The sequence below is a fragment of the Sphingorhabdus sp. genome (assembly GCF_050921905.1).
Lineage (GTDB): Bacteria > Pseudomonadota > Alphaproteobacteria > Sphingomonadales > Sphingomonadaceae > Sphingorhabdus_B.
Genome location: NZ_CP050888.1, coordinates 37,275 through 53,794 on the forward strand (window position 1 = coordinate 37,275; position 16,520 = coordinate 53,794).

The following is a 16,520-nucleotide window of genomic DNA, read 5'->3' on the forward strand; positions in this document are numbered from 1 at the left end:
GGGCGTTTTAAGTAACAGCGCGCTCTATGCGCTCTATCGTCCATGGCTCTTGCGCGGCGGCGGCATAATATTGTTCCATCCACGGATGCGCCATGATGGTCTCGGCATAGGCTTGGGCAAAGCCGGGAAGCGTAAAGCCGTACGTCACAAAGCGCGTGACCACGGGTGCGAGCATGATGTCGGTGGCGCTGAACGTGCCGAACAGATATGGCCCATCCTTGCCAAAACGCGAACGCGCCTCTGCCCAGTTTTGCAATATGCGGACAGCATCGGCGCGGGTTTCTTCGGACAATGTTACGTCGGTGAAGGTCTTGCGCGTGTTCATCGGGCATTCGCGGCGCAAGGATGTGTAGCCCGCATGCATTTCCGCCGCCATGGAACGCGCCATGCCGCGCGCGACAGCGTCCTTGGGCCAATAACGGTCACGCCCGACCTTGTCGGCAAGATAATCGATGATCGCGAGGCTGTCCCAGACAACCACCTCCCCGTCCCACAAGACAGGCACCTTGCCAGCGGAAGGCGCGAGGTCTTCCGCACGTTTGCGCGCGTCCCAGTCTTGGTCAAACAATGGAACAACGACCTCTTCAAAATGCAGGCCAGATTGCTTGGCCGCGAGCCAGCCGCGCAGCGACCAGCTTGAATAAGCTTTGTTGCCAATGATCAGTTTCAGGGTCATGCGACCTTACATGGCCGTTGTTTGCTTTTCTGTCGAGAGGGCAGAAAAGCAAAATTTACGCACTTTTTAGGAGGCCACGGCTTCCAACACGGCGGCGCGCAGTTCCTCAATCCCGCCGCGCTTTTCGGCGGAGGTGATCGATAGGTCAGGATAGGCCGCAACATGCTTGCGCAGCTTTGCCATAGTGTCGGTTTCAACTGCGGCCAAGTCGCTGGCCTTGATCTTGTCGGTCTTGGTCAACACGATGCGATAGCTGATTGCGGCACTATCGAGCATCGACATGATGTCATGATCGACCTCCTTAATCCCATGGCGGCTGTCGATCAGGACGAAGACACGTTTCAACACCACGCGGCCCCGCAGATAATCGTTAATCAGGTAACGCCATTGCTGCACGGTCTTGATCGGTGCTTTGGCATAACCATAGCCCGGCATATCGACGATGCGAAATGTTGCAGGGTCGCCCACATCAAAGAAGTTTAATTCCTGTGTGCGGCCCGGCGTATTTGACGCGCGCGCCAGATTGTTGCGGTTGACGAGCGCGTTGATCAGGCTCGACTTGCCGACATTCGACCGACCCGCAAACGCAATTTCCGGTACCGTTGGTTCGGGCAGAAATTCAAGCTTTGGCGCAGATTTCAGGAAACAGATCGGCCCTGAAAAGATTTTGGTCGTCGGTTCGGTCACGCCTTGGCATTCGCTTTCGCCTGCGCCTTTTCTTCGGCATCACGGGCCATCTGTTCGCGCAAGACCGGGTGGCGCGAATATAGCCATTTTTGCTGGGCAATCGAAACGAGGTTGGACATCACCCAATATAATTGAAGACCAGCGGCAAATGGGGCCATGATGAACATCAGGAACCAAGGCATGACAGCAAATACCTGCTTTTGCACTTCGTCCATCGGCTGCGGATTGAGCCGTTGCATCAGCCACATTGTGACACCCAACAAGATTGGCAAGATGCCAATCGCGATGAAAGATGGCGGGTCGAACGGCAGCAATCCAAACAGGTTGATCGGCGTCAACGGGTCGGGTGCGGACAAATCCTTCAACCATAACACAAATGGCTGATGACGCATTTCAATCGACAGCAGCAAAATTTTGTAGAGTGCGAAGAAGATAGGAATTTGCAGCAATATGGGTAGGCAGCCCGCGAGCGGGTTTACTTTCTCATCCTTGTACAGCTTCATCATTTCCTGCTGGAGCCGTGGCTTGTCATCCTTCCAACGCTCTTGCAGCGCCTTGAGCTTAGGCTGCACCGCACGCATCTGCGCCATGGACGCAAATTGCTTTTGCGCGACCGGATACATGAATCCGCGGACAATGAGGGTCAGCCCAATAATCGCAACGCCAAAGTTACCGAACACGCCAAACAGCCAATGGAGAATCCAGAAGAACGGAATGGCGATGAACCAGAACCAGCCCCAGTCGATGGCATAGTCCAGATAGGGAATACCCAAATCCTGTGAATAGGCATTGAGGACCGCCATTTCCTTAGCGCCCGCAAACAGACGTAAGCTGCTGTCAAATGTGGCCCCGGCGGCGACGCTCGTGTTACGCGTTGGAATAACCTGCGCCTGATAGACATCGCCGCTTGCGCGGAACTTGGCCGAGACGGGCGTTTTCTGATCGGGAATCAGCGCGCCGAGCCAATATTTGTCGGTGAAACCAAGCCAGCCACCCGTGCTGGTGAACGATGCTTCACCCTTATTTTCTTCGACATCGACATAGCCCCAGTCATAATTGGGCTTGTCATCGAAAACGCCCATGGGGCCGATGTGGATGTGCGTGAATATCGATCCACCTGAGGTCGCGTCGGCGGGCTTACCCGTGCGGCTGAGTAACGCGAAGTTGGCGATTTCGGCAGGTGCCGTGCCTCCATTGGTGAAGCGCTGCTTTGCCGTAATCATGTAATTTTCGTCAATCGACAAAGCGATTTCAAACGTCTGACTTTGCGCATTGGTCCAGCTTAAGGTCACAGGCGTGGACGGCGTCAGCTTATTGCCGCTTGGTGTCCAAACGGTCTTGTCGTCTGGCGCTATGATGCCACTGCCGGCCCAGCCAAAGCGGGCGAAATAGGCGTTTTTGGTGCCAGATGGCGCAAAAAGGCGAACGGGGGGCGAATCCTTGGCAAGCTCGGTACGGTGGGTCAGCAACACGAGGTCGTCGATTTTCGCGCCCTCAAGATTGATTGAGCCCTTCAGCTTTGGCGTTTCGACAGTGATGCGTGCCGAAGATTGCAACGCATTGCCGAGCGGAACGGCCTGCGCCTTTGCGGGTGCGGCTTCGACGGTCACATCAGACGTTGCCGCGCCTGCGGGATTGGCCGTCGATACGGCTGTGCTGGCGACAGGCGCTGGTGTGGGGAAGAAATAGCTGGCGACATAGGGCCAACCGAACAGGATGAGACCCGTCAGCAATACTGCAAATATCAGGTTGCGTTTATCGTCCACGTCTAAAATTCCCCGTTAATCCGTAAGTTGAGCGTCATGGCACAGGATCATTTCCGTGCCCACCCCAAGGTTGGCAGCGCAATAGCCGTTTGATGGCCAGCCAGCCACCCTTAATTGCGCCATATTTTTGTAGCGCCGTAATCGCATATGCCGAACAGCTTGGGCTATATCGGCACGTCGGCGGCAAAACACGCGATGGCCCGATCTGCCAGGCCCTTGCGACAAGGATGAAGAGCTTTGCGATCATGTGGACCTCCCCATCGACTTGCGATGGGGAGGGGGACCGTTCGCGCAGCGAAGGGTGGAGGGGCCTCTATGCTTGAAGGCCCCTCCGTCACGCCGTTGGCGTGCCACCTCCCCATCGCAAGTCGATGGGAAGGATAATATGTCCATCATCAGCCGCATAACTTGCCCAGCGCCTTGGCCATGTCGCTGCGCAATGCGTCAAAGTCCCGCTCGATCCCGCTGTCGCGGCCAATCAGGATATGGTCGGCGCCAGCCTTGCCATTTTGTCCGAGCATTTCCTGCGCCAAGGCGCGAAAGCGGCGGCGCATGCGGTTGCGGACGACGGCGTTGCCGACTTTCTTGGTAATGGTAATGCCCAACCGAATCTCGGTGCTTTCATCCTGCCTGTCTTTCACAAGCAAAACAAAACCGGGAGTTGCATATCGCTTCCCCCGGTTAGCGGCCAAGAAATCTGGCCTTTTTTTGATGACGCTATAACCGCGCATGTCGCGGTTCGCTTGCTCGCTACTTAAGCCGACAGCTTCTTGCGACCGCGTGCGCGACGGGCGTTCAGGATGTTGCGGCCAGCAGCAGTTGACATACGGAGACGAAAACCGTGGCGACGGGCACGCACGAGATTGCTCGGCTGAAAAGTGCGCTTCATGACTGTAATCCTTAAATTTTTTGCGTCTTGAAATGAAAATGGTCGCCGAATCTGCGCAACGACCTTCTCTGTTGCTGTGGCCGATACGGTCAGGATGGTTAAAAGTCAACACGGGTCAGGGCATTTTTATGTCAACGTCGTCGCGACGGAACAGGTGCAGAAAATCCCCTTTGACGTCGGGAAAGGGCGGGCGGCCTTTGACCTTTTTGCGCCGCAGTGCCCAATTTGCCCAGCGGGCATATTCAGGATGTTGCTTTGAAAGCCGCGAATATCGTTTCTTTGCCCAACGCGAATGTTTAAGGATGACGCCGAGCCCGATGATAAACAGCAATAGTCCGCCTGGGCCTGGAAGCCAGCTGACAAGTGGCACCGCAACGATCAGCGCCCAACCCAAAATGACCATCGACCAGCGATAGGCAGGCGTATCGCTCCAGTTTTTTCTTTTCGAACGGTGCATATGCGTCATGTGGGATAAAGGAACGGGTGTTGCAAGTTCATGTCAGCTCCAAGCAGTTTCCGCCGAGATAAAAAATCTTTAGGGGCACCCATAATTGCCAGCATGTATTCATGTTTTCGCCGTAATAAGGCTGTATGACCGTTTCTTATCGTTTATGATGAAAGCCTGATGACAAAAGCCCTCTCCCACCTTCACCGCATAGGCGTGCTGCCTGCTGACATCGATTTCATGGGGCATGTGAACAATGCGCGCTATCTGAACTGGGTTCAAGATGCGGTTCTGGCGCATTGGAACAAGCTTGCCCCGCCGGAGACGGCAGCGAAATATCTTTGGGTCGCGCTCAAACATGAAATCACATATCGCAAGCCGGCATTTCTGAATGATGAGGTGATTGCATCGGTTGTGCTGGAAAAGGTGCAAGGGGCGCGGTCATTTTACGATACGGTGATCAAGCGTGGCGAAGAAGTTCTTGCCGAGGTAAAGTCGAGCTGGTGCTGCATTGATGCAGAAACGCTGCGGCCTGCGCGCATTGCGGCCGATGTTCAGGCGTATTTTTTCAGTCGGGATTGATTCTGGATTGGCGGTGCGGCGTTTCGGCTGACGCGTTTTGCCAAAGCTTCGTCATCCTGAACTTGTTTCAGGATCTTAGTTAATCGGCAATGCAGTAGTAAGATCCTGAAACGAGTTCAGGATGACGGGACTCTGTAAGTTCAGGATGACCTACTTCAAATACTGAAAGTCCTCAGAAAATAGGATCATCCGCACCGTCGCCCATCGGCGTCACGGCGTTGTGTAACCCGCATTCAACCTTGTCCCAGCCCTTCCAACGGCCCGAGCGTGGGTCTTCGCCGGGTGCAACTTTGGTGGTGCAGGGGGAGCAGCCGATGGATGGATAGCCAAGCTTTACCAAGGGATGTGCGGGCAAGGCATGCTCGGCCATATAAGCGTCGATTCTGGCTTGGTCCCAATCGGCGATCGGATTGACTTTCAAACGGCCATTTTCGATTTCGAACCGGGGCAGCGCACGGCGGGTTGATGATTGAAACGCTTTGCGCCCAGTAAACTGTGCATCAAAGGCGGTCAAAACAGCATTCAATGGCAGCACCTTGCGGATTTCGCAGCAACCATCGGGGTCATATGACCAACGCAGGCCCGTTTCGTCCTTTTGCTGGAGCAAAATAGGGTCAGGGGTCAGGATACGTAGATCCAACAAGCCAAGCTTGGAACGAAGTTCCTCCCGATAATTGATCGTCTCGGGAAAATGCTTGCCCGTGTCCAAGAACAAGACGGGCAAAGTCGGATCGATGCTTGCAATGAGGTGCAGCAAAACCGCGCTCTCCGCGCCGAAGCTGGAGACTACAGCAGCATCACCCAACATGTTCTCGCGTAACAAGATCGTCAGCATCTCAATCGTATCACAGCCCCGGAACATGTTGTTCAGGCGCACCGCGTCGCCGTCTGTATATCGCGGGGCAGTGTTGATACGATCGGCGATGCGGACCTCATTACCCATGGCGTAGCTTCCAAATAGGCACCAAGCTATCAGCAGCCCCTTGATACGCATGGTCATAATGCGCCAGCGCGCGTGCGACGGCATCGGGGTTTAAGGAGGATTCAGGGGCGAAACTGTCAAAGCCGCAGCGGCGCATGAACGCAATCTGATCGACCAACACGTCGCCTTGGGCGCGCAATTCGCCCTGATACCCGGCCTCGCGCAATATGCGTGCGGCGCTATAGCCCCTGCCATCGCGATATTTGGGGAAAGCAACTTCGATCAGCGTCAGCCGGTCGAGGAAAGGAATTAAAGCGCGGGCATCATCATCGGGTTCCAACCGGACGGCGGTCGCGTTGGATTGGTCCAGAAACGCATCCAGCGTTACCGATGGCTGTTCTGTGACTTCATCGGCGCGATAACGAAACTCAACCATAAATCGCCTCCTTAAAGGGTTCGAGGCCGACACGGCGATAGGTGTCGAGGAAACGTTCATCACCCTCTCGCAGTGCCTTGTAGACTTCCGTCGCCTTTTCTACCGCATCGACAACGCCATCTTCGTCAAAGCCGGGTCCAATGATCTTCCCGATGCTGACGTCTTCCGCACCAGAGCCACCAAAAGTAAGCTGGTAATTTTCCACGCCTTTCTTATCGACGCCCAATATGCCGATGTGCCCCGCATGATGATGTCCGCAGGCATTGATGCAGCCCGAAATTTTAAGCTTCAGCTCGCCCAAATCGCGCTGCCGGTCCATGTCGGCAAAACGTGTCGCAATTTTCTGCGCGACGGGGATCGAACGCGCATTGGCAAGGCTGCAATAATCAAGGCCAGGGCAGGCGATGATATCGCTGATCAGGTCAAGATTGGCGTCGGCCAACGCGGCATCGCGCAAGGCGTGCCAGACGGCATATAAGTCGCGCTTTGCCACATAAGGTAGAACGATGTTCTGCGCATGCGTGACGCGCAATTCGTCATAGCTGTATTTTTCGGCCAAGTCAGCCATGACATCAATTTGCTGTGATGTCGCGTCGCCAGGGATACCGCCAATAGGCTTTAAGCTGATGTTGACGATGGCGTAGCCACCTTGCTTGTGCGGCTTTACATTCTGATCGAGCCAGACGGCAAAATCGGGATCAGTGCGGTCCGGTTCTACGTCCGGCGCGTCATATGCAGGTGCCGCAAAAAAGGCAGCTATGCGTTCCAACTCAGCCAAAGGCGGGTCGATGCCCAAGGTTTTGACATGCGCAAATTCCGCTGCGACCTGACGGCGATATGCGTCCGCGCCGATTTCATGGATCAGTATCTTGATCCGCGCTTTGTAGATATTGTCGCGCCGTCCGTAGCGGTTGTAGACGCGCAGACAGGCCTCAAGATAGCTCAACAGATCGTCCGCTTTCACAAAGGGATTGATCTCAGGCGCGATCATCGGCGTCCGGCCCATGCCGCCGCCGACAAATACCCGCGCGCCCAATGCGCCATCTTGGCGGATCAGCTCAAGCCCGATGTCGTGTAAACGCATGGCTGCGCGGTCCTCAGGTGACGCAATCACGGCGATTTTGAACTTGCGGGGTAGATAGCTGAATTCCGGATGGAAGGTTGACCATTGGCGCAGCAATTCGGCCCAAGGACGCGGGTCTGTGACTTCGTCAGCCGCAGCGCCCGCATATTGGTCCGACGAAATGTTGCGGATGCAATTGCCACTTGTTTGAATGGCATGCATTTCGACGGTGGCCAGCTCTTCTAGGATATCGGCACAGTCTTCCAGTTTGATCCAGTTATACTGAATATTCTGGCGCGTGGTGAAATGGCCATAATCGCGGTCATATTTGCGCGCGATATGCGCCAGCATCCGCATCTGCCGTGAATCGAGCGTGCCGTAAGGAATGGCAACGCGCAGCATATAGGCATGTAATTGCAGATAGAGGCCGTTCATCAACCGCAGGGGTTTAAACTGGTCTTCCGTCATTTCTCCGGCAATGCGGCGGGTTATTTGGTCACGAAATTCGGCAACGCGCGCGTCCACCATCGCTTGGTCATAATGGTCATATCTATACATGTCAGATTATCCAGTCGCCAGCCGCAGGATCGGCAGGCTTGAGTGTGAGGTCAGTGCGGACGGTTGGTCCCAGCGCGCGAATACGGTCCTTAATATGTGCCGGGCGCGGGCCATCTTCGGTTGGCAGCGCATCAATAATGTACGGCGCATTGACGCGGCGTGCGCCTTCCTCGGCGTGGAGTATTGCCTCGCCATGTTCGCCAACATCGGCGGCATCTTCGACATGGATGGACCAGCCATTGCCCGTCCACCAGGTTACAGCGCCAGACCCCAAATCATTTCCCGTCAGTAATTTCACGCAATTTTCTCCGCCTGTTTGGCAAAATGGAACAACCGGTCTTCGGCATCGGATTTCAGGACGACATCGCCGACAATGATGATGGCGGGCGAAACAACGCCTTCGCGCGCGATCATGTCGCCAAGGTCGGTTAGTATCGTCCGCATGGCGCGCGCATCGGGCCGTGTGGCGCGCTCCAGCACCGCGACAGGCGTATCGGGTGACAGGCCATCGCAGATGAGCTTTTCGGTAATGTCCGCCGCCGTGGCGATGCCCATATAGATAACCAAGGTGCGGCCTTTACCCGCAAGACCCGCCCAATTCTGGTCGGTCAGGCCCTTGCACTGGCCAGCGACGAAGGTAACGGCGCTGGCGGCATCACGGTGTGTCAGCGGCAACATGCTGGCTGCTGCACCGCCCATCGCGGCAGAGATGCCGGGAACGACCTCCACATCGATGCCAACGTCGCGGCAGGCTTCCGCCTCTTCACCGCCGCGTCCGAAAATAAACGGGTCGCCGCCTTTTAACCGCACGACCCTATGACCCGCCAGCGCCTCGCGCACGAGGATGTCGTTGATCCCGTCTTGCGGGACCGAATGGCGGGAGCGGCTTTTGGCGACGGAAATCAGACGTGCGGCGGGATTTATGAGCGCCATGATCGCGTCATCGACAAGGCCATCATGCACGACAACGTCCGCGCTCGAAATCAACCGAACCGCTTTAACGGTCAGAAGTTCGGGGTCACCGGGGCCAGCGCCCACCAAATATATGCGTGCTTGTTCCATCTTGCGTTCATGGGCAAATGCGCCGCACGCATCAAATCAGGATAAGTTGGCCAAGGCCTAGAAGAACTTTAGCGGATCACTTTGGCGCAAGGGTCAGGTGAAATATGGGCTTGCCCCATCTCCCGAATATCACGGATTTTGCGCTCCAGCATTTGCCAGTCATCCTTTTCGGCAATCGCCTGCCAGATATCTTCCACCTCGTTGATTAACATCGAACATATCGCGCCCTTCGCCCAATAATCGTGACGGTCCCCTTCCACTGGCGCGTAATCACGCAGCAAAGCTGCAAATGCCACTTCATATTCGCCGGGGGCTTCGCCCGCATCCGCGTTGCCGTGGCGATAGCGATAGAAGAATTGATCGATTGCAATTTTCTCCCGCGACATCGCGCGTTCGGCGGCTTCGACCAATTGCCTGTCCAATGCCTCTCCGTGCGATGCTACACCCAACCGCCACAAAAAACGCCGAATGACCGCTTGCTGATACAGGCCAGGAAAACGCTCCAGTGCCGCAATCAATGGCGGAGCGTCCGACACCAAACGCAGCGCAACTGCCAACTGCCCCAAGTTCCAATGCAGCGCTTCGGCCTGTCTGCCAAATGCGTAAAGACCAGATTCGTCGAAATAGGCCGCGGTGAATTGCGGGTCCCAATATTCGGTGAAGCGCCATGGCCCATAATCGAAGCTTTCACCGGTAATATTGATATTGTCGGTATTGAGCACGCCATGAACAAAGCCCGCGACCATGTATGACGCCGCAAGATCCGCGACCCGTTCCACCGCCAATTCAAGCAACTGAGCCGCAGGATTTTCCGTTGCGGCAACATCGTAAAGCTGCGTCAGGCAATAAGCGATAAGCTCCTCCATAAACGCAGCATCGCCTTCGGCGGCGACACGTTGGAAGCTGCCAATGCGGATATGGCTATGGCTTAATCGGACCATGACGGCGGACCTTGTGGGCGATGGTTCATCGCCGCGCATCAATTCTTCGCCGGTTTCAATGATCGAAAATGTTTTGGAGGTGTTGACGCCAAGCGCCTCCAGCATTTCGGTTGCCAATATTTCGCGCACCCCACCTTTTAGCGTCAAACGGCCATCACCACGGCGGCTATAAGGTGTGGTCCCCGACCCCTTGGTGGCCAGATCTAGCAAGCGGCCGTCGCCATCGCGCATCTGCGCAAACAGGAAACCCCGACCGTCACCAATGTCGGGATTATAGACGCGGAATTGGTGCCCATGATAGCGCAAAGCCAACGGTGCAGGCATATTGTCGGGCAGCGGTTCAAAGCGGCCAAAGTGGCGGACCCAGGCGGCGTCGTCATAGTCGGCGAGGCCAATTGTCGCTGCCCAACGATCATTCCGAAAGCGCAAGACCGTCTCCGGAAAATGCGCAGGCCGGACGGCGTAACCAATTTTCGCGCCAAGACTGGCGATTATTGGATCAGGACGGTAGGGGGAAGGGGACGGTTTGATAATCATAAAACGCATCTGGGCGGTGCATAAGGGAAAGGCAAGTATGGCGGCGGTTCGCATCCTGCATTTGCATAGCAGCTTTGATTTAGGTGATCAGCAATCGCGCACGGTTCGCCTGATGAACCACTTTGGCAATCAAGCCGAACATACGGTTTTGTCGGCTGTTCGCGATGCCTTTGGCGCGGCAGACATGATTGATCGCCGCGTGAAGGTCAGCTTTCCCAAAGACGCAGCGCCTTCGCTCGCCGGAATGCCCAGCATGGGCCGCTATCGCCGTTTGGCCAGCTATATGAAGAAATTTCACCTCGTGCTCAGTTACAATTTCGGTGCAATGGACGGGGTCATGGCGCATACCTTGTTTACGCGCAGCATGAAATTGCCGCCGTTGATTCATCATGAGGACGGATTTGAGCATGATGAGGTTGATCGGCTGAAATGGCAACGCAATTGGTTCCGCAATATTGCGCTGCAACGGTCTGATGCCCTTGTCGTGCCATCCAAAACGCTTGAACATATTGCCCGCAATGTCTGGCATCAGCCGCTGGAGAAAATCGCCCGCTTTCCCAACGGGATTGATACCGAACATTATAACCGCCGCCCGCAACGCGGGTCCTTTCCGGGGTTCCAAAAACGGGACGGAGACATTGTTGTCGGCACGATTGCCGATCTGCGCAGCGTTAAGAATGTGCCTCGGCTGTTACGTGCGGTCGCTGCGGCTGGCCCGAATATCCGGCTTGCCATTGTCGGCGAAGGGCCGGATCGCGATGTGATTATATCGGAGGCAAAGCGGCTTGGTATCGCCGACCGCGTGATGATGCCTGGATATTTGCGTGACCCGGCGCGCTACATTCGGCTTTTCGACATTTTTGCTTTGTCCTCGGATAGCGAACAATATCCCGTTTCACTGGTTGAAGCGATGACCAGCGCGCTGCCCATTGTGTCGACGGACGTAGGCGATGTCCGCACTATTGTTGCGCGCGAGAACCGGCCCTTTATCGTTGCACGCGCTGATGAGGACGCGCTGGCTTTGGCTATCGCTAGCTTGGCAAAAGATGCGGCACTTCGTGAAGCATTGGGCGCTGCAAACCGCTTATTGGCCTGTTCTCAATATGATGAGGAAACGATGTTCGCGCGGTATCGGCAGCTTTATGGTTCTGCCATGAAACGTGCTGATTTTGCGCGACAAAGCTAGATATTTACGATAGCGCAAAATGAGAGAAGCGCATGAAACTGTGCTTTAACGCGCATTTTAGGGGTAGTATTTGTGTTTAAGGGTCTGAAACCCATTATCTATGGTGGCCGTGAAGTATGGCCATTGGTCGAAGGCGGCAAGGGCGTTGCGGCGACCAATCATGCAAGTTCTGGTGCGTGGGCTGCGGCGGGCGGCATCGGCACAGTATCGGCGGTAAATGCCGATAGCTATGATGAAAATGGCGACATGATCCCGCAAGTCTTCCTTGGCAAAACGCGCGCCGAACGGCATGAAGAACTGGTCGAATATGGCATTCGCGGCGGCATTGCGCAGGTGAAGCTTGCGCATGAAATTTCCAATGGGCGCGGCGCCATTAACATCAACGTGCTGTGGGAAATGGGCGGTGCCCAGCGCATCTTGCACGGTATCTTGGAAGCGACCAAGGGCATGGTGACAGGCGTCACCTGCGGCGCTGGCATGCCATACAAATTATCCGAAATTGCCGCGCAATATGGCGTATATTATTTGCCCATCGTCAGCTCCGCGCGCGCGTTCCGCGCCTTGTGGAAGCGTGCCTATCACAAGGTGCCGGAATGGCTCGGTGCGGTTGTCTATGAAGATCCATGGCTCGCCGGTGGCCATAATGGCCTGTCCAATGCCGAAGACCCGCGATCCCCCGAAGATCCTTATCCCCGCGTAAAGGCCCTGCGCGATGTCATGCGCGTTGAAGGCATTTCGGATGATGTGCCCATCGTCATGGCCGGCGGCGTCTGGTTCTTGCGTGACTGGAACAACTGGATTGATAACCCCGAACTGGGGCAGATTGCGTTCCAATTGGGCACACGTCCGCTGTTGACGCAAGAAAGCCCCATTCCCGCCGGTTGGAAAGACGCGCTTACGAAAATTCCGGAAGACGGCGTGCTGCTGCATCAATTTTCGCCCACGGGCTTTTACTCCAGCGCGGTCATCAACCCCTTCCTGCGTGAGCTTCAGGCGCGATCGGAACGTCAAATTCCGTTTGTGCAGGCCGCCGACGCGGAACACACGGCGCAATTGGATGTCGGCGTGAAGGGTAAGAATTTCTGGGTGACCCAAGCCGACCTGATGAAGGCCCGCGAATGGGATGCGCGCGGGTTTAATGTTGCGCTGAAAACGCCCGATAACTCGCTTGTGTTCGTGACACCGTCATCGGGTGAAACGATCCGGAAGGATCAAAAGGACTGCATGGGATGTTTGTCGCATTGCGGTTTTTCGTCGTGGAAGGACCATGACAATAACTCCACAGGCCGCCTTGCCGACCCGCGCAGCTTTTGCATTCAAAAGGCGCTGCAGAACATCGCCCATGGCGCACCCATTGACGAAAATCTGATGTTCGCCGGACACAGCGCCTATCTGTTCGGAAAAGACCCGTTTTATTCGAACGGCTTTGTCCCGACAGTGCAGCAATTGATGGACCGTATTTTAACGGGCGATTGATGTTGGTCATGTCAGGCCCAAGGGGTCATAGCGCAGGGCTGTTTTGGGGATGACGGGCGTGTTAGTGGAATTTCTTTAATCCCCTCTACTTTAGTTCGGTATGTTTGGTGAAAATGTATACCGCCACCGTCTCGACTTGGCTAAAGCACGATTATTCTTAGAAGGGGATATTGAATGGCAAGCGCGGCTCCTGATTTAACGGTCAAAGGCGAGTTGGTTGAACGAGTTTATGGGAACTTTGTCGAGAGTCGGTATGTTGTAAATCGCCGATATCAGCGAAAACTGATATGGACACTGGAAGAAAAACAAGAGTTTATTGACTCTCTGAAAAAGGGTTACCCAGTGCCGATTATTTTGTTGGCAGAGAGCTCCAACAGAGAATCAAACCAATTGGAAATCATAGATGGCATGCAACGACTCGATGCAATTGTGTCATTTATAGAGAACAAATATGCCGTCGATGGGCGCTATTATGATCTTGAGACAATGGCAAAAACCAAAGAATTGCTAGATACCCAAATTATTGAACAAAAACACCCGAAGTTGGATCGCGCAACTTGCGTTAAGATTGCTTCGTATCTGGGCACCTCCATTAACCGTTGATTTTGGTCAAGCGGCCTCGATATGCGCGTTGCAGGCACCTGATCGGTGCATTTCGGGCTGAGATTGGCTCTATTGCCGCTGTTTTGGCCCCTATTTCTGGATTTTGGACACAATTATCCTGTCGCCGCTCGTCGTTCGTGGAACAGCAGGCGCTGCATATTGTACGCAAGATTGGCGAGCATGATCTTCGTCTCGGCACGCTTGATGCCGATGGTGCGGATGAACAGTCCCATATGCGCCTTTTGCTGCGCAAAGACGTGCTCGACCCTTGCACGTATCTTCGACTTTGTTCGGTTGGCTGCACGAAGCGCTTCTGACCGTGGCTTGCCCTTTGGCTTCTTGCGGTGGATGCGGCTGACCCGGCCATGGGCTGCAAGCCACGCTTCATTGGTCTTGGACCGGTAAGCGGTGTCGCCCCACACATCAGATGCAGTGTTGTTTGTCGTGACCACTTCGCGCAGTTGTGATCCATCATGACGCGCGCCGTGCGTGACCACAGCCTTGCGGATGAACCCGAAGCGCTGATCGATAGCTATATGATTCTTGTAGCCAAAGCTTGGGATCGCAATGTCGATCTGCGGCTTGCCGTTCGCAGCCATGCGCGCTTTGGCAAACTTCACCGTCCAGCGCGCATCTGTGTCTTTCTGCGCAGCCTTGGCGGGTTGGTCGGGCCAGACTTCCTGTGCCGTCTTGCCCGTTTTGATTGCATCCTTCTCGTCTTGCGTATTGCGCTGCTTGGGGGCTGCAATCAGCGTTGCATCGACGATCTGGCCGCCCATTGCCAGATATCCATTGGTTCGCAGCCGGTGGTCAAAGGCGTCAAACAGCACCTGCAAGGTTCCGGCATCGGTCAACTTCTCCCGGAATAGCCGGATCGTGTTGGCATCAGGCGTTGGCGCTCCAAGATCAAAGCCCAGAAAACGCAGCCAGCTCAACCGATCACGGATCAGATACTCCATGCGGGCATCGGCCACATTGTTCTGCGCCGCCAGAATAAGGATCTTGAACATCGATACGCAGTCATAGGGCGGTCTGCCACCCTTCGAACCGTCCGAATAAGCCAGTGCATTGTCCAGGATCACACGAAAGCCTTCAAAATCAACTATCCGCCCCAGCGCCTCAAGCGGATCGCCATTGGCCGAAAGCCGCTTCAAATGATCCGATAAACCGAACAAACCCGCCTGCTTCATAATCGCCTCCCGATGGGGACCGTTGAATCAGATCACACGCTCAAATGCCAGAGGTTTTTGGAGGTGCCCATCTTGTCCCCCTCTCCATCTATGAATTTGCAGATGAAGAGTCAGTTGACAAGGTTTTCCGAAGAATAAATGCAGGTGGTCGACAATTGTCGCGGCAAGAGCTTCGTTCCGCTGGTGCCACTGGGCATTTTGCTAACGCCGTTCGCCGGTTAGCAGCTAAAGTTAGAGGAGACGATTCTGCCTCCGACATTCTCAAACTTAATGAAATGCAAAAGATAAGTATTACCAATAAGGATTTGGAATACGGAATTGATGTTGATAATCTTTTTTGGGTTAAACAAGGCATCCTTTCACGCGACCATATTCGCAAAAGCCAAGACGAAGAAATTATTGCTGATTTAGTATCGTACATGGTTTACGATGAACCCATCTCTTCGAGAACAGAATTTCTAGATGACTATTACAATCCCGGTCCAGAAACCGCAGCAATAACGCGTCACGTTGACGTAGAGAGATTTGTCCAACGCCGGTCCGTTGATCTTGTGGTGAGCGATTTTACTCGAACACTCGATCAAATCAGACTGGTAATCGACGCTTCAAAGAAAAATTTTTCGCAGTTGCTGTTCCCCGATGGCCAGAATAACCCAATTCCACGTTATTTTCAGGCCATTTTTCTCGCTTTTTATGACTTAATGATTAAACAAAATCAAGATGTTATGGACCAAAAAACACTTTTGACTGCAATGTCGTCAATGGGACGGCATATAAACGTGCAAGACGGGGGCGGGCGCTGGGGGGCGGAAAGTCGTCAGAAGGCAATTGAAGCTGTGGCAGGAATGATTTCAAAATCATTTGGGCCAGCCGAAGCGCCAGACCCTGCAAAAGTGCTTTGGATTACCCAGTTGGAGAATCTACTAAGCCAGTCCTATACCGAGCAAGCGTCCTATGATTTCAAGCAGGGTTTTTTTGCTCTTAATGACCCACCATCATTTGACGAAGATTCGTTCGAGAAAATTCTCAAAACACTAGTCGCGATTGCAAATGTAGGCCCAAGAAAAAAAGGCTATGTCATTGTCGGGGTCGCCGAAACCCGTTTGACCGCAGAAAGAATATTAACATTGTTTGGTGCTGAGTCTTTAGCCTTCCAGAATTTTTGGATTAGCGGTATCGATCACGAAGCAAACCGGTTGTGCAAGTCACCGGATCAAATGTTTCAATTCATTACGGACAAAGTAAGTCAATCGGTTATATCCGAGCCTTTAAAGGGTTACATCTTGGCCAACATTAAGCCAGTTCGGTATTACGATAAAACCGTGTATGTTTTTGAAGCCAAGGGGATGGACGACCCGAGTATGTATGCGGATAGCTATTTCGAACGAAACGGTGCACAGCTGTCCAAAGTCGAACCTGCGATGATATCAAACTTAATTAGACGCTACATATCGCGCTAAATCTGAATTACCGTGATAGGGAATTACGAATTGAGTTCCGG

The 16,520-nt window shown here is 54.2% G+C and carries 19 protein-coding genes; 5 read left to right on the forward strand and 14 right to left on the reverse strand.

All coding sequences use genetic code 11. From position 1 onward, the window contains the following. Positions 1-7: 7 nt before the first annotated feature. The 7 genes from HEQ18_RS00185 to HEQ18_RS00215 form a co-directional block, all read right to left on the reverse strand. Positions 8-670 carry a glutathione S-transferase family protein gene (locus HEQ18_RS00185; RefSeq protein ID WP_432816013.1) on the reverse strand — a complete coding sequence of 221 codons (663 nt, stop codon included), beginning with the start codon at positions 668-670 and terminating at the stop codon, positions 8-10. 72 nt (positions 671-742) lie between these two features. Next, positions 743-1,363, reverse strand: coding sequence for a ribosome biogenesis GTP-binding protein YihA/YsxC (gene yihA / locus HEQ18_RS00190; protein ID WP_432815052.1), 621 nt, complete (start codon positions 1,361-1,363; stop codon positions 743-745). Beyond that, positions 1,360-3,129 carry a membrane protein insertase YidC gene (gene yidC, locus HEQ18_RS00195; RefSeq protein ID WP_432815053.1) on the reverse strand — a complete coding sequence of 590 codons (1,770 nt, stop codon included), beginning with the start codon at positions 3,127-3,129 and terminating at the stop codon, positions 1,360-1,362. Before yidC ends, yihA begins: the two co-directional genes overlap by 4 nt. A gap of 34 nt (positions 3,130-3,163) precedes the next feature. Further along, the gene (gene yidD, locus HEQ18_RS00200; RefSeq protein WP_432815054.1) at positions 3,164-3,376 is read right to left on the reverse strand and encodes a membrane protein insertion efficiency factor YidD; all 213 of its coding nucleotides are present in this window, start codon (positions 3,374-3,376) and stop codon (positions 3,164-3,166) included. Between the two features lie 148 nt (positions 3,377-3,524). Then, a complete protein-coding gene (rnpA, locus tag HEQ18_RS00205) occupies positions 3,525-3,860 on the reverse strand; it encodes a ribonuclease P protein component (protein WP_397604692.1) in 336 nt (111 codons plus the stop codon). Positions 3,861-3,883: 23 nt separating this feature from the next. Beyond that, positions 3,884-4,018, reverse strand: coding sequence for a 50S ribosomal protein L34 (gene rpmH / locus HEQ18_RS00210; RefSeq protein ID WP_125230634.1), 135 nt, complete (start codon positions 4,016-4,018; stop codon positions 3,884-3,886). Positions 4,019-4,133: 115 nt separating this feature from the next. After that, positions 4,134-4,475, reverse strand: a complete 342-nt coding sequence (locus tag HEQ18_RS00215) for a hypothetical protein (protein ID WP_432815055.1) — start codon at positions 4,473-4,475, stop codon at positions 4,134-4,136. A gap of 168 nt (positions 4,476-4,643) precedes the next feature. On the opposite strand from HEQ18_RS00215, the gene HEQ18_RS00220 reads away from it, so the two are divergent. Further along, positions 4,644-5,045, forward strand: a complete 402-nt coding sequence (locus HEQ18_RS00220) for an acyl-CoA thioesterase (RefSeq protein WP_397604694.1) — start codon at positions 4,644-4,646, stop codon at positions 5,043-5,045. A 172-nt stretch (positions 5,046-5,217) separates the two neighbouring features. Here HEQ18_RS00220 and HEQ18_RS00225 read toward each other — a convergent pair whose 3' ends face one another. From HEQ18_RS00225 to HEQ18_RS00250, 6 genes are all read right to left on the reverse strand, one after another. Beyond that, positions 5,218-5,988, reverse strand: a complete 771-nt coding sequence (locus HEQ18_RS00225; protein WP_432815056.1) for a phosphoadenylyl-sulfate reductase — start codon at positions 5,986-5,988, stop codon at positions 5,218-5,220. Next, on the reverse strand, positions 5,981-6,403 hold the full coding sequence (locus HEQ18_RS00230) for a DUF934 domain-containing protein (RefSeq protein ID WP_432815057.1): 423 nt from the start codon (positions 6,401-6,403) through the stop codon (positions 5,981-5,983). Before HEQ18_RS00230 ends, HEQ18_RS00225 begins: the two co-directional genes overlap by 8 nt. Continuing rightward, a complete protein-coding gene (locus tag HEQ18_RS00235) occupies positions 6,396-8,024 on the reverse strand; it encodes a nitrite/sulfite reductase (RefSeq protein ID WP_432815058.1) in 1,629 nt (542 codons plus the stop codon). The genes HEQ18_RS00230 and HEQ18_RS00235 overlap by 8 nt, the downstream gene beginning before the upstream one ends. Before the next feature lies 1 nt (position 8,025). Then, the gene (locus tag HEQ18_RS00240) at positions 8,026-8,322 is read right to left on the reverse strand and encodes a DUF2849 domain-containing protein (RefSeq protein WP_296199915.1); all 297 of its coding nucleotides are present in this window, start codon (positions 8,320-8,322) and stop codon (positions 8,026-8,028) included. Beyond that, positions 8,319-9,086, reverse strand: coding sequence for a uroporphyrinogen-III C-methyltransferase (gene cobA / locus HEQ18_RS00245; protein ID WP_432815059.1), 768 nt, complete (start codon positions 9,084-9,086; stop codon positions 8,319-8,321). Before cobA ends, HEQ18_RS00240 begins: the two co-directional genes overlap by 4 nt. Positions 9,087-9,154: 68 nt before the next feature. Beyond that, positions 9,155-10,564: a protein adenylyltransferase SelO family protein gene (locus HEQ18_RS00250; protein WP_432816014.1), complete on the reverse strand. Its 1,410-nt coding sequence runs from the start codon at positions 10,562-10,564 to the stop codon at positions 9,155-9,157. 37 nt (positions 10,565-10,601) lie between these two features. On the opposite strand from HEQ18_RS00250, the gene HEQ18_RS00255 reads away from it, so the two are divergent. From HEQ18_RS00255 to HEQ18_RS00265, 3 genes are all read left to right on the forward strand, one after another. Further along, positions 10,602-11,750, forward strand: coding sequence for a glycosyltransferase family 4 protein (locus HEQ18_RS00255; protein ID WP_432815060.1), 1,149 nt, complete (start codon positions 10,602-10,604; stop codon positions 11,748-11,750). 72 nt (positions 11,751-11,822) lie between these two features. Next, the gene (locus HEQ18_RS00260) at positions 11,823-13,226 is read left to right on the forward strand and encodes an NAD(P)H-dependent flavin oxidoreductase (RefSeq protein WP_432815061.1); all 1,404 of its coding nucleotides are present in this window, start codon (positions 11,823-11,825) and stop codon (positions 13,224-13,226) included. Positions 13,227-13,400: 174 nt separating this feature from the next. Continuing rightward, positions 13,401-13,829, forward strand: a complete 429-nt coding sequence (locus tag HEQ18_RS00265; protein WP_432815062.1) for a DUF262 domain-containing protein — start codon at positions 13,401-13,403, stop codon at positions 13,827-13,829. A gap of 113 nt (positions 13,830-13,942) precedes the next feature. Here HEQ18_RS00265 and HEQ18_RS00270 read toward each other — a convergent pair whose 3' ends face one another. Next, on the reverse strand, positions 13,943-15,019 hold the full coding sequence (locus HEQ18_RS00270; RefSeq protein WP_432814106.1) for an IS5 family transposase: 1,077 nt from the start codon (positions 15,017-15,019) through the stop codon (positions 13,943-13,945). A 44-nt stretch (positions 15,020-15,063) separates the two neighbouring features. Here HEQ18_RS00270 and HEQ18_RS00275 point away from each other — a divergent pair, with 44 nt between their 5' ends. Beyond that, a complete protein-coding gene (locus tag HEQ18_RS00275; protein WP_432815063.1) occupies positions 15,064-16,479 on the forward strand; it encodes a hypothetical protein in 1,416 nt (471 codons plus the stop codon). Positions 16,480-16,520 lie beyond the last annotated feature (41 nt).

Bases quoted from the DNA above. Each gene is read 5' to 3' on its own strand.
- yidD (WP_432815054.1), bottom strand. From the start codon at position 3,376: ATGATCGCAAAGCTCTTCATCCTTGTCGCAAGGGCCTGGCAGATCGGG.
- rnpA (WP_397604692.1), bottom strand. From the start codon at position 3,860: ATGCGCGGTTATAGCGTCATCAAAAAAAGGCCAGATTTCTTGGCCGCT.
- rpmH (WP_125230634.1), bottom strand. From the start codon at position 4,018: ATGAAGCGCACTTTTCAGCCGAGCAATCTCGTGCGTGCCCGTCGCCAC.
- HEQ18_RS00215 (WP_432815055.1), bottom strand. From the start codon at position 4,475: ATGCACCGTTCGAAAAGAAAAAACTGGAGCGATACGCCTGCCTATCGC.
- HEQ18_RS00220 (WP_397604694.1), top strand. From the start codon at position 4,644: ATGACAAAAGCCCTCTCCCACCTTCACCGCATAGGCGTGCTGCCTGCT.
- HEQ18_RS00225 (WP_432815056.1), bottom strand. From the start codon at position 5,988: ATGGGTAATGAGGTCCGCATCGCCGATCGTATCAACACTGCCCCGCGA.
- HEQ18_RS00230 (WP_432815057.1), bottom strand. From the start codon at position 6,403: ATGGTTGAGTTTCGTTATCGCGCCGATGAAGTCACAGAACAGCCATCG.
- HEQ18_RS00235 (WP_432815058.1), bottom strand. From the start codon at position 8,024: ATGTATAGATATGACCATTATGACCAAGCGATGGTGGACGCGCGCGTT.
- cobA (WP_432815059.1), bottom strand. From the start codon at position 9,086: ATGGAACAAGCACGCATATATTTGGTGGGCGCTGGCCCCGGTGACCCC.
- HEQ18_RS00250 (WP_432816014.1), bottom strand. From the start codon at position 10,564: ATGATTATCAAACCGTCCCCTTCCCCCTACCGTCCTGATCCAATAATC.
- HEQ18_RS00255 (WP_432815060.1), top strand. From the start codon at position 10,602: ATGGCGGCGGTTCGCATCCTGCATTTGCATAGCAGCTTTGATTTAGGT.
- HEQ18_RS00265 (WP_432815062.1), top strand. From the start codon at position 13,401: ATGGCAAGCGCGGCTCCTGATTTAACGGTCAAAGGCGAGTTGGTTGAA.
- HEQ18_RS00270 (WP_432814106.1), bottom strand. From the start codon at position 15,019: ATGAAGCAGGCGGGTTTGTTCGGTTTATCGGATCATTTGAAGCGGCTT.
- HEQ18_RS00275 (WP_432815063.1), top strand. From the start codon at position 15,064: ATGCCAGAGGTTTTTGGAGGTGCCCATCTTGTCCCCCTCTCCATCTAT.